This is a genomic window from Herbiconiux sp. VKM Ac-1786, from assembly GCF_015350805.1.
Taxonomy (GTDB): domain Bacteria; phylum Actinomycetota; class Actinomycetes; order Actinomycetales; family Microbacteriaceae; genus Herbiconiux.
Genome location: NZ_JADKSG010000001.1, coordinates 1,267,235 through 1,292,325, shown reverse-complemented (window position 1 = coordinate 1,292,325; position 25,091 = coordinate 1,267,235). Strand labels below are relative to the sequence as shown.

Here is a 25,091-nt window from a genome sequence, read left to right as displayed (position 1 = left end):
GTGGCGCGGTTCAGGGGGCGAGCGTGCGGGCCAGGCGGGCGCCGGCCTCGGTGAGCCAGCGCAGGGGGTCGGCGAGCGAGGCGGCGGCGCTGCCCGCGAGAACGGGGTCGACGAGGGCGACGGATGCGGCGAAGCCCGCAGGCTCCGCGTCGATCAGCCCGGCCACGAGAGCGGGTCGGGCGCCGGCCGCCGCGGCGAGCTCCCGCACGTGCGTCGGCACCTTGCCGGCCTCCGACTGCCCGTCGAAGCGGCCCTCGCCGGTGATCACGACGTCGGCTCCGGCGATCGCCTCGGCCAGGCGCAGCTCCCGGGCGACGGCCGCGGCCCCGGGCTCGAGGGTCGCGCCCCAGACGAGCAGCCCGAAGCCCGCGCCGCCGGCGGCCCCGGCGCCCTCCGTCGTCGAGAGGGCAGTGGGCGCGAGGAGCTGCGCGTAACGGGTGAGGGACGTCTCGACCGTGGGGGAGGTGGCCGGGGTGAGGCCCTTCTGGGGGCCGAAGACCGCGACGGCGCCGGCCGGGCCGAGGAGCGGCGAGGTGACGTCGGTGAGCACGATCGCGCCGCCGGGCGGCAGCGGGCGGAGCGCCGAGAGGTCGGCCTGCGCGAGGGAGTCGAGGCCGCGGGCGCCGGCGGGGATCGGGGTGCCGGCGGCATCCGTCAGCCGGGCGCCGAGCGCCGTGAGGAGACCGGTGCCGCCGTCGGTCGAGGCGCTGCCGCCGATGGCGAGCACCAGGCGGTCGACCCCCGCGTCGAGGGCGGCCGCGATCGCCTGACCGAAGCCGAGGGTGTGGGCGTCGAGGGGGCGGAGCGACGTGAGCAGTTCGATCCCGCTGGTGCCCGCGAGCTCGACGATGCCGGTGCGGGTTCCGTCGGACGCCGTGACGAGCAGCCAGTGCGCCGCCACCGGGGCGTCGGCGGGGCCGAGCACGGTGACGGGCATCCGCTGGGCTGTCGGGTTCGCCACCGCCAGCGCGTCGAGCGTGCCCTCGCCGCCGTCGGCCATCGGGCGCAGCACGAGCTCGTCGCCCGGGCGCGCAGACCGCCAGCCTGCGGCCAGGGCCGACGCGACCGCGACCGCGCTCGCCGACCCCTTGAACGAGTCGGGCGCGACCACGACCCGCAACGCGGCACCGGGGGAAGCGCCGTCGGCCGAGCCACCGACCCCCGAACCCATCAGGCGTCGGCGCCGGTCGCGGCCTCGGCGGCCGTCACGGGCTTGGCCGGCTTGCGCGCCGTGTTCGTGGTGGAGGTGGCGGGCTTGGAGGCCGCCGCCGAGGCGCGGGAAGCGCCCGAACCCGAAGCGCTCGACCCCGCAGAACCCGACCGCGCCTTCACGGCCCGAGCCCGCGCCGGCGCCTCAGAAGCCGCCGCCGCCACCGCCGGCGACACCGCCCGCGGCGCCAGCCGCTCCAGCTGCGTCACGTGCGACGGGTTCAGCTCCTCCAGCGAGTTCACGCCGAGCAGCCGCATCGTGCGCGAGATCTGCTCGCCGAGGATCCCGATCATCCGGTCGACGCCCTCGCGCCCGCCGGCCATCAGCCCGTAGAGGTAGGCCCGCCCGACGAGCGTGAACCGCGCCCCGAGCGCCACCGACGCCACGATGTCGGCGCCCGACATGATGCCGGTGTCGAGGTGCACCTCGTACTCCGAGCCGAACTCCCGCGCGACGTCGGGCAGCAGGTGGAACGGGATCGGCGCCCGGTCGAGCTGCCGGCCGCCGTGGTTCGACAGCGTGATCGCATCGACGCCGAGCTCGGCCAGGCGCTGCGCGTCGCCCATCGACTGCACGCCCTTGACGACGATCTTGCCGGGCCACTGCTCCTTGATCCACTCGAGGTCCTCGAAGGTCACCGTCGGGTCGAACATGGTGTCGAGCAGCTCGCCGACCGTGCCCGACCAGCGGTCGAGCGAGGCGAACGAGAGCGGCTCGGTGGTGAGGAAGTTGATCCACCACTCGGGCCGGGGCAGCGCGTTGATCACGGTGCCGGGGGTGAGCTGCGGCGGGATCGAGAAGCCGTTCCGCTTGTCCCGCAGCCGCGCGCCGGCCACGGGCACGTCGACCGTCACGAGCAGCGTGTCGAACCCGGCGGCGGCGGCGCGCTCGACGAGTGCCATCGACCGCGGGCGGTCCTTCCACATGTACAGCTGGAACCAGTTGCGCCCGGTCGGGTTCGCCTTCTTCACGTCCTCGATGGCCGTGGTGCCCATGGTCGACAGCGAGAAGGGGATGCCCGCCGCCCCGGCCGCGCCGGCCCCCGCGATCTCGCCCTCGGTCTGCATCATGCGCGTGAATCCGGTGGGCGCGATGCCGAAGGGCAGCGACACGGGCGCGCCGAGCACGTCCCACCCGGTCGACACCGTGGACACGTCCCGCAGGATCGCGGGGTTGAACTGGATGTCCTGAAAAGCCTGACGCGCCCGCTGCAGGCTGATCTCCGCCTCGGCCGCGCCCTCGGTGTAGTCGAAGGCGGCCTTCGGGGTGCGGCGCTTCGCGATGGTGCGCAGGTCGTCGATGGTCAGCGCTGCGTTAAGCCGGCGGCGCTTGGCCTGCAGGTCGGGCGCCTTGAACTGCATGAGCGGCGCGAGGTCGCGGACTTTGGGGATGCGGCGCTGGACCATGGGGATCGCTTTCCTTCGTTCTGGGTGAGTGGGTGTCAGTGGTCGTGGATGCTCGAGACGTTCGTCTCGGCGTGATAGGTCTCGATGTGGTTCCGGATGCGCGTCCGCGCCCCCTCGGCGTCACCCTCGTCGATGGCGCCGACGATGGCGCGGTGCTCCCGCGCCAGCCGCTCCTGCGTCGCCGCCCAGACGGGCAGCACCGAGGCGCCGACGCGGATGTACTGCTCGATCGAGTCGCGGAGCCCCGACATCATCGACGCGATCACCGCGTTGCCCGAGGCGGCCGCGAGGGCGAGGTGGAAGGCCTGGTCGAGGGTGAGGAACTCGTCGCGGGCGAGCGGCCCCCCGTCCGCCCCCGGCTGCTCCATCGCGTCGAGCAGCTCGCGCGCCTCGGTCAGCGGCGGCCGGCCAGCGCTCAGCTCGGTGACCACGGCCGACTCGAGCACCACGCGCGTGGCGACCACGTCGGGCACGGCGAAGCCCTGCGCCGCGACCTGCAGCCGCACCAGCGCGCTCATGCCGCCGGTCGGCCGCGCGATGATGACGGCCCCCGACTGCGGGCCCGACCCGGCCCGCGTGCTGATCAGCCCGAGCACCTCGAGCACCCGGATGGCCTCGCGCACGCTCGACCGCCCCACCCCGAGCTCTGCGGCGAGGGCGCGTTCGGCGGGCAGATGGTCGCCCGGCTTCAGGATGCCCGCCACGAGGTCGCCCTCGATCCGCCGCAGCACGACCTCCCACGCCCGCGCCCCGTCGGCGGCGGGGGTGACCTCGGCGACGGCGCTCACGCGGTCCTCCTCGACGGCTCGTGTGGTCTGACCATGTGGTCTGACCACACGGTATCAGAAAGGCGCGGAGCTGTCAGCGTGGTCGAGCAGGGCGCGGAGCCGCTCGTCGACCGCGGTGGCGAGCACCCGCTGTCCGGCGGCGGTCGGATGCGTGTCGTCGAACTGCATCAGGTCGAACCGGCCGGCCAGCGGCTCGCCGACGTCGAGCCAGTCCGCGCCCTCGGCCTCGGCGGCCGAGCGCACCGCGTCGTTGATCTCGTCGAGCTCGGGTGGCGGCGCCTGGTCACCCCAGATGGCGCTGAGCCCCACCAGGGCGGTGTCGGGGAAGGCGCGGTGCAGCGCGGTGAACGCCTTCTTGGCGCCGTGCTCGACCTTCCCCGGGTCGTGGCCGAGGTCGTTGCTGCTGGCCGAGACGATGATCAGGGCGGGCGCCTCCGCGCCGGCGGGCACCTCGTCGATCGTCTGCGTCACCTGCTCCGCGAAGGTGCGGCCGTCGTCGCCCGGCTGCACGAAGCCCGAGCCGTCCTCGGCGAGGTTCGTGAGCTGCCAGCCGTCGGCGCGGGCGAGCACGGCCGGCCAGGCCTCGTCGGTCTCGAGCCCGTTGCCCGACATGATCGAGTCGCCGATCGTGACGATCTCCTGCGCGCCGGGGCCGGATGCCGGAGCGTCGCCGCCGGCGTCGATCACCCACGGGCCGGCGGGCGCGGGGCCGGTCGCCCCGAACTCGGGCGTGCCCGCGGCGAGGGCCGAGCATCCGCTCAGCAGCATCGCCGTCACCACGGACGCGGCCAGGGCGAGGCGGCGGACGCCCGGGCGGCGACCCCGCTGACGTCGCTCGTTCCGCACGTCTCGCAGTCTCGACCCCGAGGCTGGGAACCCGGCCCGAGCCGCCCGGGAGCGGGCAGAGCGAACGAGCGGAGCGGGCGGGCAGGCGCTTCCGCCGACTCGTCCGGACGTGGGCGCGGTCAGCAGCGCTTGAGGGCCAGCACCTCCGCGCCGAGCGACGCCGGGCCGCCGACGAGCGTCACGTGATCGGTGTCGAAGCGGTCGAGAGCGGCCAGCACGTCGTTGGCCACGCACGAGGGCTGCACCACGTAGAGCGGGGCGCCGAAGCGGGCTGCGACGGGGCCGCCGGCCAGGGCGTCCGCGAACCCGGAGCCGCTCGCCAGCAGCACCCGCGCCGTCGGCGGCGCGAAGTAGGCGGCGTTGATCGCCGCGCTCGTGGCGTAGCGGTCGTCGCCGGCGAGGCGCGTGATGCGCTGCATCGTGGGCACCTGGTAGAGGTCGCTCTCGAACTGCGACGAGACGGTGAGCTCACCGCCGACGATGGCGGTGTCGGTCGTGACGAGCTTCGTCAGGAGCGAGGTGGTCGCCGCGTCGAGCCCGCCCGAGCCGTTCACGAGCACCACCGGCATGGCCGACTTCGCACCCGCCGCTCCGGCCGAGAGGGCGTCAGGGAAGTTCGAGCCGGTGGCGAGGAAGACCGACGGGGCGGTGGGGAAGGCGGCGGCGACGATCGCGCGGCCGGTCGCGTAGCGGTCGTCGCCCGCGAGCCGCGTGACGGGAGCGATCGCCTTCGCGGCGTCGGCGACGGCGGCCGAGACGCTGTTCGGTCCTCCGACGATGACGATGCGGTCGGGATCGAGCCGCTGGAGCTCGGTGCGGACGGCGGGCGGCAGCGCCCCCGGGGTGGTGAGCAGCAGCGGGCCGCCCTGCTTCGCGGCGGCGGGACCGGCGGCGAGGGCATCCGGGTACGTCGTGCCGGTGGCCAGGTAGACGACGGGCGCGTGCACCGGGAAGGCCGCCTTCGAGAGCGCGATCGCGGTGCCGTAGCGGTCGGCGCCCGAGAGGCGGTCACGGGTCGTCACGCCCGAGACGTCGACGGCGCCGAGGGTGATCGACACGGTCGCGCTCGAGGCGGTCAGCGCGCCGACCGACACCGTGAGGCCGCCCAGGTCGGTGGTGAGGCTGTCGCCGGCGGCCAGGAAGCGGCGCCGTTCCGACTCGCTGGCCGCCGTGTCGAAGAGCGCGGCCGACGACTCGTCGACGAAGCCCCCCTCGAACCGCTCGACGCGCAGGCGGAGCACCCGCACACCGACACCGAAGCTCGGATCGTACGACCCGACGGTGCGGTAGTAGGTCTCGGCGTCGCGGCCGTTCGCCACCGAGGTGCCGGTGCCCGAGCGGTACTCGAGGTAGTAGCTGTCGCCGGTTCTCGGGTCGGTGACGGCGATGCCGCGGGTGCCCGAGGTCGACGAGGCGGCGGCCAGGGTCGCCGAGACGGTCGACGCCGCCTGGCCGCTCGGCAGGGCGACGGTCTGCAGGCCCTTGCCGGGGGCGAGCACGCCGAGGTGCACCCGGTGGGTCACGTTCAGCGCCGGGACCTCCTCGGTCGTGGCCAGCACCGTTCCCGTGGAGGTCTGCAGCCGGAAGCCGCCGCCCATCACGTCGTAGTAGTCACCGTAGCTCTGGTCGGCGCACGGGGGCGCGCTCTCGAGAGTGCCGGGCGAGCCGGGGCAGACCACGGTGTTGGAATGGCCGAGGGAGATGTTGTGGCCGAACTCGTGCGCCGTCACCTGGAGCTCGTCGAGGCCGGGGTCGACGACGGCCCAGATCTCGCCGCCGTCGTGGATGCCCGCCCCCACCGTGCCGAGCCCGGTGCCCGCACCGCAAGCCGCGCTGGCGATCACGACGAGGTGGGCGGGGGTGCCGCGGCTGCCGTCCCAGTAGGACTGCTCGGAGGCGCCGAACGAGCCGGCGGCCTTCGACCAGGCCGCGCCGACGTCGCAGCCGGTCTGGCTGAAGCGCTTGTAGCCGCCCGTGGCGGCGAGGGAGGAGACCTGGCCGCCCGACTGCTGCACCCAGAAGGCGCCGAGGTCGCCGACGATGCGGTTCAGCACGCTGTCGGGGAAGACGGCGGCCGAGTTCTCGCCGGGCTGCGTCATCACCGCGACGTTGAGCACGTGGGATTTGGGCGCGGCGGCGGTAGCGGCGGCCTGGCCCTTGGTGGCGAGGGTCGTCCACTCGATGATCGCGGGTGCGGGTGCGGGTGCGGGTGCGGGTGCGGGTTCGGGCTCGTCCGCTCCGGCGGTGCTGTCGTCGGGCTGCGCGAGTTCGACCTGCACCCGGTCGCCGGTGGCCGTGCCGGCCGGGGCGTCGGGCAGCGGCACGGCGACGCCGCTGTCGGTGACGATCGAGTAGTCGAATCCCGTCGGCGCCGGGGGCGGCACCGCCGCCGGGTCGTCGGTGACGAAGACCGGCGCCTCCTTCGGCACCACCCGCACCAGGCCCTCGACGGTGACGGTCCCCGATCCGTCGGGCGCAGCGGGGGCGGCGGGCGCGGCGGCGGTCGCGGTCGCCGTCCCGGCGGCGAGGGACAGCCCGAGCGCGAGAGCCGCGACCGTTCCGAGGGCGAGCGAGCGGAGCGACGTTCTCATGGGCGGTCTCCCGGAGGGGCGGTGCGCGGCACGACCTCGCGGCGACGGCGCAGCGGGCTGACCCGCATCCTACGGCCCGGCCGCCCCCAGCACTAGGCTGGCGCGATGCGACCAGACCCCGCGGGCGTGACCCCGCAGCAGGCGATCGAGATCGTGCTCACGGTGGTGGGCGTCTCGGTGGGCGCCCTCGCCATAGCCGTCGTGCTCGGCTGGGTGCTGATGGGCTTCGCGCTGATGGGCCTGTTCCGCAAGACCGGCGTCAAGCCGTGGATCGCGTGGGTGCCGGTCTACCGCACCTGGGTCTGGCTCGAGCTCGGCGGGCAGCCCGGCTGGGTGTCGCTGCTGAGCCTGGTGGGCGGCGGCACGGTGACGAGTGTCTTCCTCTACCTCGCGATCTACCGCATCGGGCTCGCGTTCCGGCAGGAGTCGGGCTTCCTGGTGCTCGGCATCTTCCTGACGGTGGTGTGGGCGTTCATCCTGGGCGGGCGCGCGTCGGTCTACGAGCCCGGTCTGCTGGCCTGGCACGGCTTCCCGCCGCCGCGGGTCGGGTACGGGTCGGTGACGCCCTCGTTCGCGACCGACCCGCGGGCCGTCCCGACTCCGAGCTGACCGTCAGCCGAGGCGGGCGAGCTCTTCCCCGGACAGCTCGAGCCCGAACGACTGCACCAGGGCCGGCAGCTGCTCCACCGTACGGGCGCTCGCGATGGGCGCCGCGACGGTCCTCTGCTGCCGCAGCCAGGCGAGCGCCACGGCCGCCACGGGCACCGAGCGGTCGGCCGCGATGGCGTCGAGGGTGCCGAGCAGCTCCACGTTCGCGGGGTCGTCCAGGTACGCGGATGCTCCGCCCGCCCGTGCCGAGTCGACGGCCTGGCCCGGCCGGTACTTCCCGGTGAGGAACCCGCTCGCGAGTCCCGAGTAGGGCAGCTCGACGATCCCGAGGTCCTGGAGCGTGTCGCGCAGCGAGGTCTCGAACGAGCGGTCGACGAGGTTGTACTGGTCCTGCGCCACGGTGAAGGCCGCGAGCCCGGCGTCCTTCGCGATCGACACCGCCGAGCGCAGCCGGTCGGCCGAGAAGTTCGAGGCCCCCGCCTCGAGGATCTTGCCCGCCTGCACGAGCTCGTCGAACACGCCGACGTACTCCTCCTGGGCGACCGAGTCGTCGTCGCGGTGGGCGTAGTAGAGGTCGATCCGGTCGGTCTGCAGCCGCCGCAGCGAGTCTTCGACGGCGGCGCGCACGTTGGCCGCCGACAGGCCGGGGCGCTCGGCGAGCGAGAAGACCTTCGTGGCGATCACGACGTCGTCGCGGTGGCGGCTCCGCGCGAACCACTCGCCGATCACCGTCTCGGACTCGCCGCCGGAGTTGCCCGGCACCCAGGCCGAGTACACGTCGGCGGTGTCGATCGAGCGGCCGCCGGCCTCGACGAAGGCGTCGAGCACGGCGAACGACTCGTCCCGATCCGAGGTCCAGCCGAAGGTGTTGCCGCCGAGCACGAGGGGTCCGAAGTCGAGCGAGGTCATGGTGTCCTTCCGAGGATGAGCAGTCCTCTCACGCTACGCCCGCGACCTGGGCCCGGCCCACCCGCATCCGCTACCCTCGCCGCATGCCCCTCGCGACGATCGGTCTCATCCCGCACCCGAGCAAGGACGTGACGCGCTCGATCCGGCTGCTCCGGGAGTGGGACGCCGCGCATCCGGCCACCCTGATCGCGCTCGAGAGCGACGCCGCACGGGTCGGCGACGGCATCGAGCTGGTGACCGAGGCGGCGTTCCTCGATCGCGCCGAGGCGGTGGTCGCGCTCGGCGGCGACGGCACGATGCTCGGCGCGATGCGGCTGGTGGCCGGGCACGAACCGGCCACCCCGGTGCTGGGCGTCAACTACGGCAACCTCGGCTTCCTCGTCGAGGTCGAGCCGGCCGAGCTGCCCGAGGCGCTCGACCGCCTGGCGGCCGACGACTTCCAGCTCGAGGGCCACCACGCGCTCGAGGTCGTGGTGCGGGGCGCCGACGGGGCGGTGCGCGCCGAGTCGCTCGCCTTCAACGACGTGGCGGTGGCCCGGATGCCCGGGGCCGGCGTCGTGACGGCCGACCTCCGTGTCGACGGCCGACCCTACGGCTACTACCGGGGCGACGCCGTGGTGGTCGCGACCAGTGCGGGCTCCACCGCCTACAACTACGCGGCCGGCGGCCCCGTGATGTCGCCGTCGCTCGTGGCGGCGGTGATCAGCCCGGTCGCTCCGATGACCGGCATCGATCGCGCCGTGGTGCTGAGCGCGCGGGAGCCGATGGAGTTCGAGCTGGGCGACGGCACCCGCGGGGCCGCGGTGGAGATCGACGGGAGGGTGGCGGCCGAGGTGTCGGCGGGTGATCTGGTGCAGGTGCGGCTGCGGGCCGACGCGGCCACGGTCATCCGCTTCGACGCCGAACGGCACGCGAGCCGCGGACGTGTGAAACTGAGCCTGCTCGACCTGCCCCTCAGGCAGGACCAGCTGCTGCAGCTCGTGCCCGAGGCCGTGCGCGCCGAGGCGGCCCGCCGCCGCCGCTGAGCGATCGGGAGCGGTCGGGCGGCAGTGGGAGGCGCTAGTCCTCGACCCCCGCGACCACCAGGATCGGCAGGTGGTCGCTCTCGCCCTGGGGCAGCGTGTCGATCGAGTCGATGCGGGTGTGCGCCGAGGTTACGAAGTCGAAGTGCCCCTTGAAGTACTTGTACCGCGCGTAGGTCGGCTTGTCGCTGAAGGAGAGCAGGTAGCCCGACTCCTCCATGCGCTCGCTGAGGTTGCTGCGGAACCATGGGTAGTTGTAGTCGCCGACCATGACGGTCGGCAGGCCCGGCCCCATCACCCGCAGCGCGCCGTGGGCGGCCGCGATCTGCTTGCGCCGCAGCGAGTTCGTGGCGGTGAGCGGGGCCGCGTGGAACGAGCCGACGAGGATCTCCTTGCCGAGCGAGTGGTCGTACAGCTTCGCGGCGAGCAGCCGCTCGTGCGCCGGCGCCATCACGCGGTCGTGCATCGACTTGCGCAGGGCGAACACGCGCGTGCCGCGCAGCTCGAAGCGGTCGGCGCGGAAGTAGATCGCGAGCCCGAGCCGGTTCGTCTTGGTGGAGTCGGCCAGCACGAGGTGCTCGATCACCGGGGGCATGTCCTCGGTGTCGCACTCCTGCAGGCAGAGGATGTCGACGTCGTAGAGCTTCGAGAGGTCGATCAGCTCTCCGCTCGCGTGGTGCTTGCGGAGGTTGTAACTGATGATGTTCAGTTCACGTCGCATGGTCGTCGGGCACGCACCTTCTGTCGCCTCAGCCGATCGGTTCGGCGAACGGGTCGCCCGGCTGTGGTCACGATTCTGTCACGGCCGGACGACCTCTACCCTGAGTGCCGCCCGCGAGCAGGCTCGTAGCGCACCGGGCGGAAGGTGCGCGCCACCAGGGACCGCAGCGCCTCGAGCGAGGAGTCCCCGGCCACGAGGCCCTGCGCCCGCGCCTGCACGAGCACGTTGCCGATCGCGGTCGCCTCGACCGGCCCGGCGAGCACCGGGCGCCCGGTGCGGTCGGCGGTGAGCTGGCAGAGCAGGGTGTTCTGCGACCCGCCGCCCACCACGTGGATGGCCGAGACCGCGCGCCCCGAGAGCGCGGTGGCCGCCTCGATCGACTGCGCGTAGGCGGCGGCGAGGCTCTCCAGGATGCTCCGCACGAACTCGGCCCGGGACTGCGGTGCGGGCATCCCCCGCGAGCCGAACCAGTCCGCGATCCGCGCGGGCATGTCGCCCGGCGCCACGAACACGGCGTCCCCGGCGTCGAACACCGGCACCTCCGTCGTGACCGCCGCGGCCTCGGCGATCAGCGTCGGCAGGTCGATCGGCACCCCGTCGCGCTCCCAGGTGCGCACCGACTCCGACAGCAGCCAGAGCCCCGAGACGTTCTGCAGGTAGCGGATGCGCCCGTCCACTCCGCCCTCGTTGGTGAACCCCGCGAGGCGCCCCTCCTCCGAGACCACCGGATGCTCGAGCTCCACCCCCACGAGCGACCACGTGCCGCTGGAGATGTACGCGATGTCCTCGGCCGTCGACGGCACGGCGACCACCGCCGACGCGGTGTCGTGCGAGCCGACCGCGCTCACCGGGAGCGACGCCGGGGCGCCGAGCTCCGCGGCCACCGCGGGCAGCAGCGTTCCGACGGTCGAACCGGGCATGACGAGCGGCGGCAGGATGCCCGCCGGCAGCCCGAGGCGCTCGACGAGCTCCCCGTCCCACGCGCCCGAGTGCACGTTCAGCAGTCCGGTCGTCGACGCGTTCGTGACCTCGGCCCGCCGCTCGCCGGTGAGCCAGAAGTTCACCAGGTCGGGTACGAGCAGCATCCCGTCGGCGAGATCGAGGGTTCCGGATGCGCGGTCGGCGGCCAGCTGGTACAGCGTGTTGAAGGCGAGGAACTGCAGGCCGTTCGCGGCGTACAGCTCGGCGGGGGAGACGAGGGCGTGCGTGGCCTCGACACCCTCGGCCGTGCGGTCGTCGCGGTAGTGGTACGGGGTGCCGAGCATCCGCCCGCCCCGGAGCAGCGCGTAGTCGACCGCCCAGGAGTCGACCGCGATGCTGCGCACGTCGGGCTCCTCGCGCAGCGCCGACGCGAGGCCGGCGGTGACGCTGCGGTAGAGCTCGAGGATGTTCCAGTGCAGGCCGTCGATCACCCGCACGGGGGTGTTCGGGAAGCGCGCGACGGGCACGAGCCGCAGCTCGTCGTGCCCGACGTAGCCGAGCATCACCCGCCCGCTGGTCGCCCCGAGGTCGACCGCGGCCACCGCTGCCGTCATGCCCGGAGCCTAACGGAGGAAGGCCGCGGCGACGCCCGCGTCGACGGGGATGTGCAGGCCCGTGGTGTGCGTGAGGTCGCTGCCCGTGAGCACCGCGACCGCGTTGGCCACGTTCTCGGGGAGCACCTCGCGCTTCAGCAGCGTGCGCTGGGCGTAGTAGGCGCCGAGCTCCTCCTCGGGCACGCCGTAGACCGCGGCACGCTTGGCGCCCCAGCCGCCGGCGAAGATGCCCGAGCCGCGCACGACGCCGTCGGGGTTGATGCCGTTGACCTTCACGCCGTACTCGCCGAGCTCGGCCGCGAGCAGCCGCACCTGGTGGGCCTGGTCGGCCTTCGTCGCCGAGTAGGCGATGTTGTTCGGGCCCGCGAAGACCGAGTTCTTCGACGAGATGTAGATGATGTCGCCGCCCATCTCCTGCTCGATCAGCACCTTCGCGGCGGCCTTCGAGACGAGGAAGGAGCCCTTGGCCATCACGTCGTGCTGCAGGTCCCAGTCCTTCTCGGTGGTCTCGAGCAGCGGCTTCGAGATCGACAGGCCGGCGTTGTTCACGACGAGGTCGAGGCCGCCGAACTGCAGCAGCGCCGCCTCGATGCCGGCCTGGATCTCGGCCTCGCTGGTGACGTTCGCCTGCACGCCGATCGCGACGTCGGTGCCGCCGAGCTCGGCGGCCGCCGCCTCGGCCTTGGCCAGGTCGAGGTCGGCGATCACGACGCAGGCGCCCTCGGCGGCGAGACGGGTGGCGATGGCCTTGCCGATCCCGGATGCGGCACCGGTCACGAGGGCCACCCGGGTGGCGTGCGACTTCGGCTTCGGCAGGCGCTGCAGCTTGGCCTCCTCGAGCGCCCAGTACTCGATGCGGAACTTCTCGGCCTCGTCGATCGGCGCGTAGGTGCTGAGCGCCTCGGCGCCGCGCATCACGTTGATCGCGTTGATGTAGAACTCGCCGGCGACGCGGGCGGTCTGCTTGTTCGCGCCGTAGCTGAACATGCCGACGCCCGGCACGAGCACGATGGCGGGGTCGGCGCCGCGCATGGCGGGCGAGCCCTCGACGGCGTTGCGGTCGTAGTAGGCGGCGTAGTCCTCGCGGTAGGCCGCGTGCAGCTCCTTCAGGCGGGCGATCGAGTCCTCGACGCTCGCGTCGGCCGGCAGGTCGAGCACGAGCGGCTTCACCTTGGTGCGCAGGAAGTGGTCGGGGCAGCTGGTGCCGAGCGCGGCGAGGCGCGGGTGCTCGGCGCTCGCCAGGAAGTCGAGCACGACGTCGGCGTCGGTGAAGGAACCGACCTGCGCCTTGTCCGTCGAGGCGAGACCGCGGATGGTCGGCGCGAGGGCGGCGGCCTTGGCGCGACGCTCGGCGGGCTCGAGGGCGCCGTAGCCGTCGAGCGCGGGGCCGAACGGCTCGGGCCGGCCGTGCGCGGCGATGTACTCGGCGGCGGTGTCGATGATCCAGAGCGAGTTGCGCTCGCTCTCCTCGCTGGTGTCGCCCCAGGCGGTGATGCCGTGGCCGCCGAGGATGCAGCCGATCGCCTCGGGGTTCTCGGCCTTGATGGCGGCGATGTCGAGGCCGAGCTGGAAGCCCGGGCGGCGCCACGGCACCCAGACCACCTTGTCGCCGAAGATGGTGCGGGTGAGCTCTTCGCCGTCGGCCGCCGTGGCGATCGCGATGCCCGAATCGGGGTGCAGGTGGTCGACGTGGTTCGCGTCCACGAGGCCGTGCATCGCCGTGTCGATCGAGGGGGCGGCGCCGCCCTTGCCGTGCAGCGTGTAGTCGAAGGCGGCGACCATCTCGTCCTCGCGGTCGACGCCGGGGTAGACGTTCACGAGCGCGCGCAGGCGGTCGACGCGCAGCACGGCGAGGCCCGACTCGGTCAGGGTGCCGAGGTCGCCGCCGGAGCCCTTGACCCACATCAGCTCGACGTCCTCGCCCGTCACGGGGTCGACCTCGAGGCCCTTGGCGGAGGTGTTGCCGCCGGCGTAGTTGGTGTTCTTCGGGTCGGAACCGAGTCGGTTCGAGCGCGCGATCAGATCGGCGGCGGCCTGCGAGGTCATGGATGCTCCATCGGATGTCATGGCGTGTGAACTTCACAAAACATAACACCGGGCCGCGCGGCGGTCAACGGGCGGGCACCGGGAGCGGTCGAAACGGCGGTCGGTTCAGCGCAGCTCGACGAGGTCGCGGAGCGGGTCGAGCCGCGCATCCGCCGGATCGAGCTCTGTGACGAGGATCGAGATGCCCGACCACGGGATGGCCACGGCCATGGCCCGGCGCGACAGCTTCGAGGAGTCCAGCAGCAGCACGGTCTCGCGGGCGGCGCGCACGAGCTCGCGCTTGACCTGCGCCTCCTCGATGATCGTCTCGGTGGTGCCGTGCTCGGCGTCGACGGCGCTCGCGCTGGTGAAGAAGCGGTCGTAGGTGAGCATGCCGGCCGCGGCGCAGGCGATCGGGCCGACGAAGCTCTCGGTGCGGGGCTCGAGCTCGCCGCCGAGCAGCACGGCGCGCACGCCCCGCACGGCGCGGGCGCGGGCGTGGTTGTGCGCCGAGTTGGTGGCGACCACGAGATCGGTGGCCGGGCGCAGCTGCGCCAGCAGGTGGCCCGAGGTGGAGGAGGCGTCGACCGCGATCGACCCGGTGGCGGGCACGAGGTCGAGCGCCTTCTGGGCGATGACGGTCTTCGCGGCGTCGTCGACGCCCTGCCGCTCGGTGAAGGAGCGGGCCTTCACGGTCGCGACGGCCCCGCCGCGCACCCGGGCGACGACGCCCTCGTGCTCGAGCGCCTCGAGGTCGCGGCGCACCGTCATGGTCGAGACGCCGAGGGCGGCCGCCGACTCCTCGAGCCGGATGATGCCGTGCTCGGCGAGCCGCGCCAGCAGCAGCTCGCGGCGCTCGGCCCCGATCACAGAGGCACCCCGATCACTGCGATCACGCGGGCGCTCACGCCCACATGCCCGCCGGGTCGGCGAGCAGCTGCTCGAAGGCGATCTCGGCCGCGCCCACAACGAGCAGGCGCGAGCGCAGCTGGGCCCGCTCGATGGTGAGCTCGTCGGCGAGCTGGGCGAACGACGCGGCCCGCACGCCCTCGACGATGCGCTCCGGATGCGCGGCGAACAGCGACCCGAGGAACCCCCCGAGCAGGATGCGCGAGGGGTTGAACACGCTCACGAAGTCTGCCAGCGCGAGCGTCAGCACGTCGAGCTGCCGGGTGATCTCGGCCTCGACGGCCGGGTCGGAGCTGGTCAGCAGCAGCTGGTCGAACTCGTCGGCGTCAAGGTGGTCGCGCCCCATGGCGGCGAGGAGCCCCGCGAGGTGCACCTCGGTCTCGAGGCAGCCGACCCGGCCGCAGTGGCAGTCGATGCCGCTGCCGGCGACGCTGATGTGGCCGAGCTCGGCGGCGTAGCCCTGGGCCCCGCGCAGCGGCACGCCGCCGACGAGCACGCCGCCGCCGATGCCGCTGGCGCTGCCGTTGACGTAGACGAGGTCGTCGATCCCGCGTCCGGCGCCGTAGACGCTCTCGGCGATGATGCCCGCCTTCGCGTCGTTGGCGACGGTGGCGGGGTAGCCGAGCGCCTCGGTCACCAGCTCGGCGAGCGGTTCGTCGTGCCAGTCGAGGTGCGGGGCCAGGGTGACCACGCCGGTGCCGGCGCGCACCAGGCCGGGCACCGCGATGCCGACGCCCGCGATGCGGAAGGAGGCGTCGAGCTCGCTGCGCATCCCGTCGATCACGGCCTTGACGATGTTGACCGTCTCGCGCACGGTCGGCACGCCCGCGGTCTCGTAGCGGATGCGCTTGTGCACGACGCCGCCGAGCCCCACGAGGCCGATGATGATGGCGTCGGTGTCGGGGTTCACCGCGATGGCCGCGATCTGCTCCGAGGGCGTCACGGTCGGGCTCGGCCGGCCGACGCCGCCGTGCTCGGTGCTCGCGGTCTCGTGGGCGAGGCCGAGGTCGACGAGCTCGCCGACGAGGGCGGCGATCGTCGAGCGGTTCAGGCCGAGACGCCGGGTGAGGTCGGCCCGCGTCTGCGCCCCGCCGTGGTGCAGGGTGGTCAGGATGGTCGACAGGTTGTGCCGGCGGGTCTGGTCGTTGCTGTTGCCGACGCCGGCGCTGACCGGGCGCGGAGTACCGAGGACGGACACGGCGACCTCCTCGAGCGGCGACGGATGAGCGGGTGGGCGGACAGCGGGATGGTGCGGACGGTGGGGATGCGAAGGGGGCGGCCGCTGTGACGACCGCCCCCGAAGCTTAACGCCGGGTGACCGGCGCGCGTGTCAGCGGCCCGACCGCCGCTTGTTGATGATGTCGAACGCCACGGCGAGCAGCAGCACCATGCCCTTGATGGCCTGCTGCCAGGCGGCGTCGACCGAGAGGATCGACAGGCCCATGTTCAGCACGCCCATCACGAGACCACCGATGACGGCGCCGACGACGGTTCCGACACCGCCCTGAACGGCCGCTCCACCGATGAACACGGCGGCGATGGCGTCGAGCTCGTAGCTCTGGCCGGCGCTCGCGACCGCCGATCCTGCGCGGGCGGTGGCGACCACACCGGCGAGGGCGGCGAGCACTCCCATGTTCACGAAGATGAAGAAGTTCACCCACTGGGTCTTCACACCGCTCATCTGCGCGGCGAACAGGTTGCCGCCCATCGCGTAGACGTGCCGGCCGAACACGGTGCGGTTGAGCACGAAGGTGTACAGCAGGATGAGCACGGCGAGGATGATCAGGATGATCGGGGTGCCCGAGTAGGCGCTCAGCTGCCAGGCCAGCGCCATCACGGCGATGACCAGGATGGCGCTCTTGATGATCGCCGAGACGGCGGGCTCGCGCGGCAGCTCCAGCTTGCGCAGGGTGGCGCGGGTGCGCACCTGCTGCACGATGAAGGCGGCCGAGGCCAGTACGCCGAGCACGAGCGTCAGGGTGTCGCGGCCGTCGAGCGCCTCACCGAGGAACGGCGGCAGCCAGCCGGCGCCGATGGCGGTGAACTCGTCGGGCAGGCCCGAGATGGTGCCGCCGGTGAGCAGCACGAGGGTCAGGCCGCGGAAGATCAGCATGCCCGCGAGGGTCACGATGAACGCCGGGATGCCGACGAAGGCGACCCAGAAGCCCTGCCAGGCACCGATCACGGCGCCGACGACGAGGGCGAGCAGCACGGCGGCCCACCACGGCAGGCCCCAGCTGTTCATGGCGAGGGCCGCGACCGCTCCCACCAGCGCGACGACCGAGCCGACCGAGAGGTCGATGTGGCCGGCGATGATGACGATCACCATGCCGATCGCGAGGATCAGCACGTAGGAGTTCTGCTGGATCAGGTTGTTGATGTTGCCGGGCATCAGCAGGCGCCCGTTGGTGAGCACCTCGAACAGCAGGATGATGATCGCCAGGGCGGCGAGGATGCCGTACTGACGGAGGTCGACCCGCATCCGGCGGGGCGACTTGACCGGGGCCGGGCCCGAGGGCTCGGTCGGTGCTTCGGTGGCTGTGTTCGTCATCGGGGTCAGTCCCTTCCCGCGGTCATGTAGTGCATGAGTGTTTCCTGCGTCGCGTCCTCACGGACGACCTCGCCGGTGATCCGGCCTTCGGAGATGGTGTAGATGCGGTCGGAGAGACCGATCAGCTCGGGCAGCTCCGAGGAGATGACGATGACCGCCTTGCCCTCGGAGGCGAGCTGGTTGATGATGCCGTAGATCTCGTACTTGGCTCCCACGTCGATGCCGCGGGTGGGCTCGTCGAGGATCAGTACGTCGGGGCCGGTGAACATCCACTTCGACAGCACGACCTTCTGCTGGTTGCCGCCCGAGAGCTTGCCCACGATGGACGACACCGAGGGCGCCTTGATGTTCATCGAGGCGCGGTAGCCGTCGGCCACCTTGTTCTCCTGGTTGCGGTCGACCACCCCGCCCTTGGCGAGCTTGTTCAGCGCGGCGGCCGAGATGTTCTCGGAGATGTCGCCGATCAGGTTGAGGCCGAACTTCTTGCGGTCCTCCGTGGCGTAGGCCAGGCCGTTCTGGATGGCCTCGCTCACGGTGCGGGTCTGGATCTCCTTGCCGCCCTTGAAGACCCTGCCCGAGATGTTCGTGCCGTAGGAGCGGCCGAAGATGCTCATCGCGAGCTCGGTGCGCCCGGCGCCCATCAGTCCGGCGAAGCCGACGATCTCGCCCGCCTTCACGGTGAAGGAGGCGTCGTCGACGACCTTCCGCTCGGTGTCGACCGGGTGGTAGGCCGTCCAGTTCTCGACCCGGAAGTACTCCTCGCCGATGTTCGGCGTGCGGGGCGGGAACTGGTTGTCGAGGGGGCGGCCGACCATCGAGCGGATGATCCGCGACTCGGTCGCATCCGCCTCCTTCATCGAGAAGGACTCGATCGTCTTGCCGTCGCGGATGATCGTGACGGTGTCGGCGATCTTGCGGATCTCCTTCAGCTTGTGGCTGATGATGATGCAGGTGATGCCCTGCTCGCGCAGGTGGTTGATCAGGGTCAGCAGGTGCTCGGAGTCGTCGTCGTTCAGCGCGGCGGTCGGCTCGTCGAGGATGAGCAGCTTCACGCGCTTGGACAGCGCCTTGGCGATCTCGACCAGCTGCTGCTTGCCGACGCCGAGCTCGAGCACCGGCGTGGCCGGGTTCTCGTTCAGGCCGACGCGGGCGAGCAGCACGGCCGCCTCGCGGTTGGTCTTGTTCCAGTCGATGATGCCGCGGCTGGCGTTCTCGTTGCCGAGGAAGATGTTCTCGGCGATCGACAGGTAGGGGCTCAGGGCGAGCTCCTGGTGGATGATCACGATGCCGTCGTGCTCACTGTCGTTGATGGTCTTGTAGGCGGTCGGGTGGCCTTCGAACTCGATGGATCCGCCGTAGCTGCCGTGCGGGTACACGCCGGACAGGACCTTCATCAGGGTGGATTTTCCGGCGCCGTTCTCACCGCAGATGGCGTGCACCTCACCGCGCTCCACGACGATCGAGACGCCGTCGAGCGCCTTCACACCGTTGAAGTCCTTGGTGATGTCGCGCATCCACAGAATCGCGTTGCTCATGGGTCGCGTCGCTCTCTTCAAGCAAAGGGGGGTTGAACAGGATGATCGGCGGCGGCCTCAGGGAGGCCGCCGCCGATGGTGTCAGCGCTTCAGCGCAGGTCAGAGACCGATGTCCGAGGCCTTCAGGAAGCCGGAGTCGACGAGCTTGGTCTGCACGTCGTCCTTCACGACCACCTCGGGGTCGAGCAGGTAGGCCGGCACGACCTTCTCGCCGTTGTCGTAGGTCTCGGTGTCGTTGACCTCGACCTCCTCGCCGGCGGCGATGGACTGGACCATGTCGAAGACGCGGTCACCGAGGGCACGGGTGTCCTTCCAGACGGTCATCGACTGCAGGTCGTTGAGGATGGCCTCGACGTTCGCCTTGTCGGCGTCCTGACCGGTGATGACCGGGTAGTCGGCACCGGCGGTGTAGCCGGCCGACTTCAGCGAGGCCTCGATGCCGAGGGCCAGGCTGTCGTTGGGGGAGAGCACCACGTTGACCTTCTCGCCGCCCGTGTAGAAGGAGGAGAGGCGGTTGTCCATCTCGGCCTGGGCGTCGTCCGAGCCCCAGCCGAGGATGCCGATGGCCTTCCAGCCGTCCTCGCCCTCGGGGTTCTTGCCCGAGGGGATGACCAGCTTGCCGCTGTCGACGTAGGGCTGCAGCACGTCCCACGCGCCGTGGAAGAAGAAGCCGGCGTTGTTGTCGTCGGGGCTGCCGGCGAAGGGCTCGAGGTTGAACGGACCCTTGCCGTCCTTCAGACCCAGCTGCTCCTCGATGTACTGGCCCTGGAGCTGGCCCACCTTGTAGTTGTCGAAGGTCGCGTAGTAGTCGACGTCGGGGGTGCCGTTGATCAGGCGGTCGTAGGCGATGACCGTGATGTCCTGCTTCTTGGCGTCGGCGAGCACCGGGCCGAGCGTCTCGCCGTCGATGGCGGCGACCACGAGGATCTTCGATCCGCCGGCGACCTGGTTCTGGATCTGCGAGATCTGCTGCTCGGTCTTGTTGTCTGCGTACTGCAGGTCGACGGTGCAGCCGGCGTCCTGGAGCTTCTTCTGCAGGCCTTCGCCGTCGTTGATCCAGCGCTCGAGGCTGCGGGTCGGCATGGAGATGCCGACGTTGCAGTCGGCGACCTGGGCGCCGCCGGTGCTGCCGGCGTCGGTGGAGCCGCCCGAGCTGCAGGCGGCGAGGCTGGCGGCGAGACCGCCGACGACGGCGAGCGCCATCAGTTTCTTCGTCATTGACATGGTGGTGTCAGTCCCTTTCGTGATGTGAAGGGGAAGGCATGAAGCCATTACTCCCTTGTAAGGCGTCAACTCCTGGTGCATCTTTGTTGACTCACGAAACATATACCCCTGTCGAGCGCAACGCAAAGCTTTGATAGAGCGCGATCATCCTGTTTCCGAATCGTGATCTTTGACACCGGATGCTCGTTCCGAATATGTTGGGACCGATAACTTTTGCGCGCGCTCCTCGCCGGAGCGACTCACCAAAGACGTTGAACTGGAGCTCCGCCATGTCCTACACCCCCACCCGCGACGACAAGTTCTCCTTCGGTCTGTGGACCGTCGGCTACAACGGCGCCGACCCGTTCGGCGGCCCCACCCGCGCCCCCCTCGACGTGGTGCACGCCGTCGAGAAGCTCTCCGAGCTCGGTGCCTACGGCCTCACCTTCCACGACGACGACCTGTTCGCCTTCGGTTCGACGGATGCAGAGCGCCAGACCCAGATCGACCGCCTCACGCAGGTGCTCGCCGACACGGGTGTGATCGTGCCGATGGTCACCACGAACCTGTTCTCGGCCCCCGTCTTCAAGGACGGCGGCTTCACCTCGAACGACCGCGCCGTGCGCCGCTTCGCGCTCCGCAAGGTGCTGCGCAACCTCGACCTGGCCGCCGAGCTCGGCGCCAAGACCTTCGTCATGTGGGGCGGCCGCGAGGGCGCCGAGTACGACGCCGCGAAGGACATCCGTTCGGCCCTCGAGCGCTACCGCGAGGCCGTGAACCTGCTCGGCGACTACGTCACCGACAAGGGCTACGACATCCGCTTCGCCATCGAGCCCAAGCCCAACGAGCCCCGCGGCGACATCCTGCTGCCGACCGTCGGTCACGCGCTGGCGTTCATCGAGACCCTCGAGCGCCCCGAGCTCGTCGGCGTCAACCCCGAGGTCGGCCACGAGCAGATGGCGGGCCTGAACTTCGCGGCCGGCATCGCCCAGGCCCTCTACCAGGGCAAGCTCTACCACATCGACCTCAACGGGCAGCGCGGCATCAAGTACGACCAGGACCTCGTGTTCGGCCACGGCGACCTGCACAACGCCTTCGCGCTGGTCGACCTGCTCGAGAACGGCGGCCCCAACGGCGGCCCGTCCTACGAGGGCCCCCGCCACTTCGACTACAAGCCCTCGCGCACCGAGGACGAGACCGGCGTCTGGGAGTCGGCGAAGGCCAACATGCGCACCTACCTCATCCTCAAGGAGCGCGCCGCGGCCTTCCGCGCCGACCCCGAGGTGCAGGAGGCGCTCGCCGCCTCGCGCGTGCCCGAGCTCTCGGTGCCGACCCTCGGCGAGGGCGAGTCGTACGACGCGTTCCTGGCCGACACCGCGGCCTACGAGGAGTTCGACGCCGACGCGTACTTCAACGGCAAGGGCTTCGGCTTCGTGCGCCTGCAGCAGCTCGCGCTCGAGCACCTCACGGGCGCCCGCTCCTAGCGCGCCCCGCCCCCCGGCCCGGCGCTAGCGCTGGGTGAAACGGCTCAGGATGCCGGCGAGGTCTTCGGACTCGCCGGCATCCTGCGTGAGGGCCCGCTGCTCGACCGCGGCGATGTGCCCGTCGACCAGCCGCTGGGCCTCGTCGCCGTCGCCCGCCCGCAGCGCCTCGACCAGGGCGACGTGCTCGGCGAGGCTGTCGTGCTGCGGATGCGCCTGCCCGTACACCGCGAGGATCAGCGTCGTGCGCCCCACCACCTCCTCGAGGTAGCGGCGCAGCAGCGCGTTGCCCGTCAGCCCCGCGAGCAGCATGTGGAACTCGGCCCCGAGCCGCACCGAGCGCTTGTGGTCGCCCTCGTCGGCCGCGAGCCGCTCCTCGTCGATCTGCGTGCTCAGGATGCGCTCGCCCTCGTCGCTCCAGCGCAGGGCGACGAGTCGCACCACCTCCCGCTCCAGGGCGCGGCGCACCTCGAAGGCGTCGAGCGCCTCCTCCCGGCTCGGCTGCGCGACCGTCGCCGACTTGGTCTTGCCGATGTCGACGAGCCCCTCGCCGGCCAGCCGGGCGAGGGCGGCGCGGATGAGCGTGCGGCTGACCCCGAAGTGCTCGCCGAGGTCGCTCTCGGGCAGCTTCGTGCCGGGCTTGAGGGCATTCTCCATGATCGCCTCGCGCAGGGCGGCGTAGGCGTTCTCGGCGCGGGGCATGCTGCGAGTATACGGCGGCAGCGGTCGCGCCCCGCCTGTAACGTGCACGAAACGCAGAGTTTACGTATACCAAAACGCTCTGTACCGCATACTGAATGCATGACCGATCTCCTCACCCGCCTCGAACTCAGCCTCAACCAGCAGCAGCGCGAACTGCTCGACCGCAGCCTCACCGCCGGGGAGGCCGACGACCTGTCCGGCCTCGTGGCGCGGGCGCTGCGCGAGAGCGCCGACGACGCGATCGTGCCGCTGCCGGTGCCGGCCGTGACGGGGCGGGTCGACGACTGGACGAGCCGGATCGAGCATCCGGTCGCCGACGAGCGCGAGCTGCTCGAGGAGTTCGTGCTCGAGCCCGGAACCGGCAAGGCCGTCGAGGTGCGGGCCGGCGAGCTGCTGCGCGTCGAGCAGCTCGACGGGGCCCAGTGCGTCGACTTCAACGTCTTCAACCTTCACGACTACCGGGAGTTCTTCCACACCGGCCGCACCCGCACGCTGCACGGCATCAACCCCGGGGCGGGCGACTTCCTGTGGTCGTCGCCGCCGCGGGAGCGGGCGATGATGTTCATCCTCACCGACACCGTGCACGTCAACGACGTGGTGTTCCCGCGCTGCAGCGCCAACCTCTACGAGACGGCCTACGGCTTCGCGGCGCACACCAACTGCGCCGACATCCAGGCCGAGGCGCAGCGCGAGTACGGGCTCACCCCCGACGACGTGCACGACTCCTTCAACCTCTTCATGAGCACGACGGTCGACGGGGGGATGCCCGCCATCCACCACCAGTCGTCGCAGCCGGGCGACCACGTCGAGCTGCTCGCGGTGATGGACGTGCTCGCCGTGCCGAACATCTGCGGCGCCGACGTGATGAAGACGAGCAACTTCGCGATCAAGCCGGTGCGGATCACGCGCTGGCGGGCATCCGCCGCCGACCTCGCGGCCGTGCCCGAGCTGAAGGCCTACGACACGCAGCGCACGCCGGCGCAGTTCCGGCAGCCCGTGATCCGCACCGAGCGGGCGCTGACGCGCGACCCGTCCTACGTACCGGCGTTCGTGAACACGCCGATCCGGTACGAGGCGGTGCCCGTCGTGCTCTCGGAGGCTTCGGCCGAGCTGCTCGAGCGGCTCTGGCGGCGCGACCTCTACACCTCGGCGGGCGACGCCCTGCGCGACGTGCTGCTCGCGTGGTGGGCGGCGGCGCACCGTGCCTGACGTCGACTTCACGGTGCTCGGCGAGTACGAGCGCTACAAGCTGATGGCGAGCCTGATCGTGCCGCGCCCGATCGCGCTCGTCACCACGGTCGACGCGGGCGGGGTGGTCAACGCCGCCCCCTTCAGCATGTTCGGGATGATCGGCGAGGAGCCCCCGCTCGTGATGCTGAGCCTGAACCGCACGAGCCCCACCGGCCGCCGCGACACCGCCCGCAACATCGACGCGAGCGGGGAGTTCGTCGTGCACCTCGTCGACGAGCCGCTCACGGAGGCCGCGGACCGCTGCGGCGAGAACCTGCCGCACGGGGTGAGCGAGCTGACCGCGGTGGGGCTCGCCACGACGCCGTCGCTCGTGGTCGCGCCGCCGACCATCCAGGCCGCCCCCGTCGCGCTCGAGTGCGTGCTGCACGAGAAGCTCGAGACCGCGAGCCGCGAGGTGTTCTTCGGGCGGATCGTCTCGCTGCACACCCGCGACGACCTGATCGACACCGAGACCTGGCGGGTGCGGCTCGCCGGCTACGCGCCCGTCGCCCGGTTCGGCGCCAGCTTCTACACGACCACCCGCGACCGCTTCACGGTCGGCGGCGCCGCCACGTCGACCACGGTCGACGAGCTCTGACCTCCCGCTCCATCTCGTGCTCCACCCCATTCAAGGAGAACCCATGTCCCGCACCCGCACCGCCCTCGCCGCCGGCGTGCTCGTCGTCTCGGTGGCCGCACTGACCGCCTGCTCGGCCACCGCATCCGGAACCGACTCGGCGAGCCCCGACCCCTCGCTCACCATCGGCTCGGTCGACCTCTCGGCCGACTGCCCCGCGACGGTCGTGATCCAGACCGACTGGAACCCCGAGGCCGAGCAGGGCGACCTCTACCAGCTGATCGGCCCGGATGCCCGCGTCGACGCCGGGGCCAAGTCGGTCTCGGGCCCCCTGTTCGCCTCGGGCGAGTACACGGGCGTCGACGTCGAGGTGCGCTCGGGCGGCCCGGCGATCGGCTTCCAGAGCGTGACCAGCCAGCAGTACTCCGACCCGAGCATCACGCTCGGCTACGCCAACACCGACGAGGCCGTGCAGCTCTCGGCCGACATGCCCACCACGGCGGTCTTCGCGCCGTTCGAGGTCGGGCCGCAGATCATCATGTGGGATCCGGCGACCTATCCCGACGTGAAGACCATCGCCGAGCTCGGCGAGACGGATGCGGTGGTGCGGTACTTCGGCGGGGCGACGTACATGGACTACCTGACCGGGTCGGGCATCCTGCCCCTCGACCACGTCGACGGGGGCTACGACGGCACCCCCGCGAGCTTCGTGGCGGCCGACGGAGCCGACGCGCAGCAGGGCTTCGCCACCGTCGAGCCCTACGTCTACGAGAACGAGCTCGAGGACTGGCGGAAGCCTGTGGCGTACCAGCTGATCCACGACGCGGGCTACCCGATCTACGCCTCGGCGCTCTCGGTGCGGAGCGGCGACCTCGAGTCGCTCTCGCCCTGCTTGACGAAGCTGGTGCCGGTCATCCAGCAGGCGACCGTCGACTACTACGCCGACCCGGCGGCCACCAACGCGCTCATCCTGAAGGCGGTCGACGAGTTCGACAACGGGTGGGTCTACACCCAGGGCGTGGCCGACTACTCGGCGGCGACCCAGGTCTCGCTGGGGCTCGTGGGCAACGGCGACGACGACACGGTCGGGAACTTCGACCTCGACCGGGTGCAGAAGATCATCGACATCACGACGCCGCTGTTCGAGAAGCAGGGGGCGACCACCGCGCCCGACGTCGCGCCCGAGACGATCGTGACGAACGAGTTCATCGACCCGTCGATCGGGTTCTGAACCGGTCGCT

The 25,091-nt window shown here is 71.6% G+C and carries 21 protein-coding genes; 6 read left to right on the top strand and 15 right to left on the bottom strand.

What is annotated here, in order from left to right; all coding sequences use genetic code 11:
* Window positions 1–10: 10 nt before the first annotated feature.
* The 5 genes from ITJ64_RS06445 to ITJ64_RS06425 form a co-directional block, all read right to left on the bottom strand.
* Window positions 11–1,171 carry a glycerate kinase gene (locus ITJ64_RS06445; RefSeq protein WP_194679879.1) on the bottom strand — a complete coding sequence of 387 codons (1,161 nt, stop codon included), beginning with the start codon at window positions 1,169–1,171 and terminating at the stop codon, window positions 11–13.
* The gene (locus ITJ64_RS06440; protein WP_194679878.1) at window positions 1,171–2,616 is read right to left on the bottom strand and encodes an alpha-hydroxy acid oxidase; all 1,446 of its coding nucleotides are present in this window, start codon (window positions 2,614–2,616) and stop codon (window positions 1,171–1,173) included. The genes ITJ64_RS06445 and ITJ64_RS06440 overlap by 1 nt, the downstream gene beginning before the upstream one ends.
* A 35-nt stretch (window positions 2,617–2,651) precedes the next feature.
* Window positions 2,652–3,404: a FadR/GntR family transcriptional regulator gene (locus ITJ64_RS06435; protein WP_370545065.1), complete on the bottom strand. Its 753-nt coding sequence runs from the start codon at window positions 3,402–3,404 to the stop codon at window positions 2,652–2,654.
* Window positions 3,405–3,458: 54 nt separating this feature from the next.
* Window positions 3,459–4,250 carry an SGNH/GDSL hydrolase family protein gene (locus ITJ64_RS06430; protein WP_194679877.1) on the bottom strand — a complete coding sequence of 264 codons (792 nt, stop codon included), beginning with the start codon at window positions 4,248–4,250 and terminating at the stop codon, window positions 3,459–3,461.
* A gap of 119 nt (window positions 4,251–4,369) precedes the next feature.
* A complete protein-coding gene (locus ITJ64_RS06425; protein ID WP_194679876.1) occupies window positions 4,370–6,841 on the bottom strand; it encodes a cell wall-binding repeat-containing protein in 2,472 nt (823 codons plus the stop codon).
* Window positions 6,842–6,946: 105 nt separating this feature from the next.
* On the opposite strand from ITJ64_RS06425, the gene ITJ64_RS06420 reads away from it, so the two are divergent.
* Window positions 6,947–7,450 carry a DUF5684 domain-containing protein gene (locus tag ITJ64_RS06420; protein ID WP_194679875.1) on the top strand — a complete coding sequence of 168 codons (504 nt, stop codon included), beginning with the start codon at window positions 6,947–6,949 and terminating at the stop codon, window positions 7,448–7,450.
* A 3-nt stretch (window positions 7,451–7,453) separates the two neighbouring features.
* Here the strand turns inward: ITJ64_RS06420 and ITJ64_RS06415 are convergent, their stop codons facing one another.
* The gene (locus tag ITJ64_RS06415; protein ID WP_194679874.1) at window positions 7,454–8,359 is read right to left on the bottom strand and encodes an aldo/keto reductase; all 906 of its coding nucleotides are present in this window, start codon (window positions 8,357–8,359) and stop codon (window positions 7,454–7,456) included.
* A gap of 83 nt (window positions 8,360–8,442) precedes the next feature.
* On the opposite strand from ITJ64_RS06415, the gene ITJ64_RS06410 reads away from it, so the two are divergent.
* Window positions 8,443–9,384: an NAD(+)/NADH kinase gene (locus ITJ64_RS06410; RefSeq protein ID WP_194679873.1), complete on the top strand. Its 942-nt coding sequence runs from the start codon at window positions 8,443–8,445 to the stop codon at window positions 9,382–9,384.
* A 34-nt stretch (window positions 9,385–9,418) separates the two neighbouring features.
* Here ITJ64_RS06410 and ITJ64_RS06405 read toward each other — a convergent pair whose 3' ends face one another.
* The 8 genes from ITJ64_RS06405 to chvE all read right to left on the bottom strand — a co-directional run bounded on the left by ITJ64_RS06405 (window position 9,419) and on the right by chvE (window position 19,881).
* A complete protein-coding gene (locus tag ITJ64_RS06405) occupies window positions 9,419–10,102 on the bottom strand; it encodes an endonuclease/exonuclease/phosphatase family protein (protein WP_228507714.1) in 684 nt (227 codons plus the stop codon).
* Window positions 10,103–10,197: 95 nt separating this feature from the next.
* Window positions 10,198–11,637 (bottom strand): rhamnulokinase family protein, encoded by a 1,440-nt coding sequence (locus ITJ64_RS06400; protein ID WP_194679872.1) that lies wholly within the window; start codon window positions 11,635–11,637, stop codon window positions 10,198–10,200.
* Window positions 11,638–11,646: 9 nt separating this feature from the next.
* Complete coding sequence (locus ITJ64_RS06395) at window positions 11,647–13,683, bottom strand: bifunctional aldolase/short-chain dehydrogenase (protein WP_194679871.1); 2,037 nt, start codon at window positions 13,681–13,683, stop codon at window positions 11,647–11,649.
* A gap of 105 nt (window positions 13,684–13,788) precedes the next feature.
* Window positions 13,789–14,532, bottom strand: coding sequence for a DeoR/GlpR family DNA-binding transcription regulator (locus ITJ64_RS06390; protein WP_194679870.1), 744 nt, complete (start codon window positions 14,530–14,532; stop codon window positions 13,789–13,791).
* A gap of 34 nt (window positions 14,533–14,566) precedes the next feature.
* Entirely contained in the window at window positions 14,567–15,769 is a 1,203-nt protein-coding gene (locus ITJ64_RS06385) for an ROK family transcriptional regulator (RefSeq protein WP_194679869.1), read from the bottom strand.
* A gap of 132 nt (window positions 15,770–15,901) precedes the next feature.
* Entirely contained in the window at window positions 15,902–17,122 is a 1,221-nt protein-coding gene (gene mmsB / locus ITJ64_RS06380) for a multiple monosaccharide ABC transporter permease (RefSeq protein ID WP_194679868.1), read from the bottom strand.
* Window positions 17,123–17,127: 5 nt separating this feature from the next.
* Entirely contained in the window at window positions 17,128–18,657 is a 1,530-nt protein-coding gene (gene mmsA / locus ITJ64_RS06375; protein WP_194679867.1) for a multiple monosaccharide ABC transporter ATP-binding protein, read from the bottom strand.
* 99 nt (window positions 18,658–18,756) lie between these two features.
* Window positions 18,757–19,881 (bottom strand): multiple monosaccharide ABC transporter substrate-binding protein, encoded by a 1,125-nt coding sequence (chvE, locus tag ITJ64_RS06370; RefSeq protein ID WP_194679866.1) that lies wholly within the window; start codon window positions 19,879–19,881, stop codon window positions 18,757–18,759.
* Between the two features lie 269 nt (window positions 19,882–20,150).
* Here chvE and xylA point away from each other — a divergent pair, with 269 nt between their 5' ends.
* Window positions 20,151–21,344, top strand: coding sequence for a xylose isomerase (gene xylA / locus ITJ64_RS06365; protein WP_194679865.1), 1,194 nt, complete (start codon window positions 20,151–20,153; stop codon window positions 21,342–21,344).
* Window positions 21,345–21,368: 24 nt separating this feature from the next.
* Here the strand turns inward: xylA and ITJ64_RS06360 are convergent, their stop codons facing one another.
* Complete coding sequence (locus ITJ64_RS06360; RefSeq protein ID WP_194679864.1) at window positions 21,369–22,043, bottom strand: GntR family transcriptional regulator; 675 nt, start codon at window positions 22,041–22,043, stop codon at window positions 21,369–21,371.
* Window positions 22,044–22,142: 99 nt separating this feature from the next.
* Here ITJ64_RS06360 and ITJ64_RS06355 point away from each other — a divergent pair, with 99 nt between their 5' ends.
* From ITJ64_RS06355 to ITJ64_RS06345, 3 genes are read left to right on the top strand one after another with little or no spacing between them, the layout of a single operon-like run.
* Window positions 22,143–23,252: a DUF1989 domain-containing protein gene (locus ITJ64_RS06355; protein ID WP_194679863.1), complete on the top strand. Its 1,110-nt coding sequence runs from the start codon at window positions 22,143–22,145 to the stop codon at window positions 23,250–23,252.
* Complete coding sequence (locus tag ITJ64_RS06350) at window positions 23,245–23,871, top strand: flavin reductase family protein (protein WP_370545064.1); 627 nt, start codon at window positions 23,245–23,247, stop codon at window positions 23,869–23,871. The genes ITJ64_RS06355 and ITJ64_RS06350 overlap by 8 nt, the downstream gene beginning before the upstream one ends.
* A gap of 43 nt (window positions 23,872–23,914) precedes the next feature.
* A complete protein-coding gene (locus ITJ64_RS06345) occupies window positions 23,915–25,081 on the top strand; it encodes an ABC transporter substrate-binding protein (RefSeq protein WP_194679862.1) in 1,167 nt (388 codons plus the stop codon).
* Window positions 25,082–25,091: the final 10 nt, after the last annotated feature.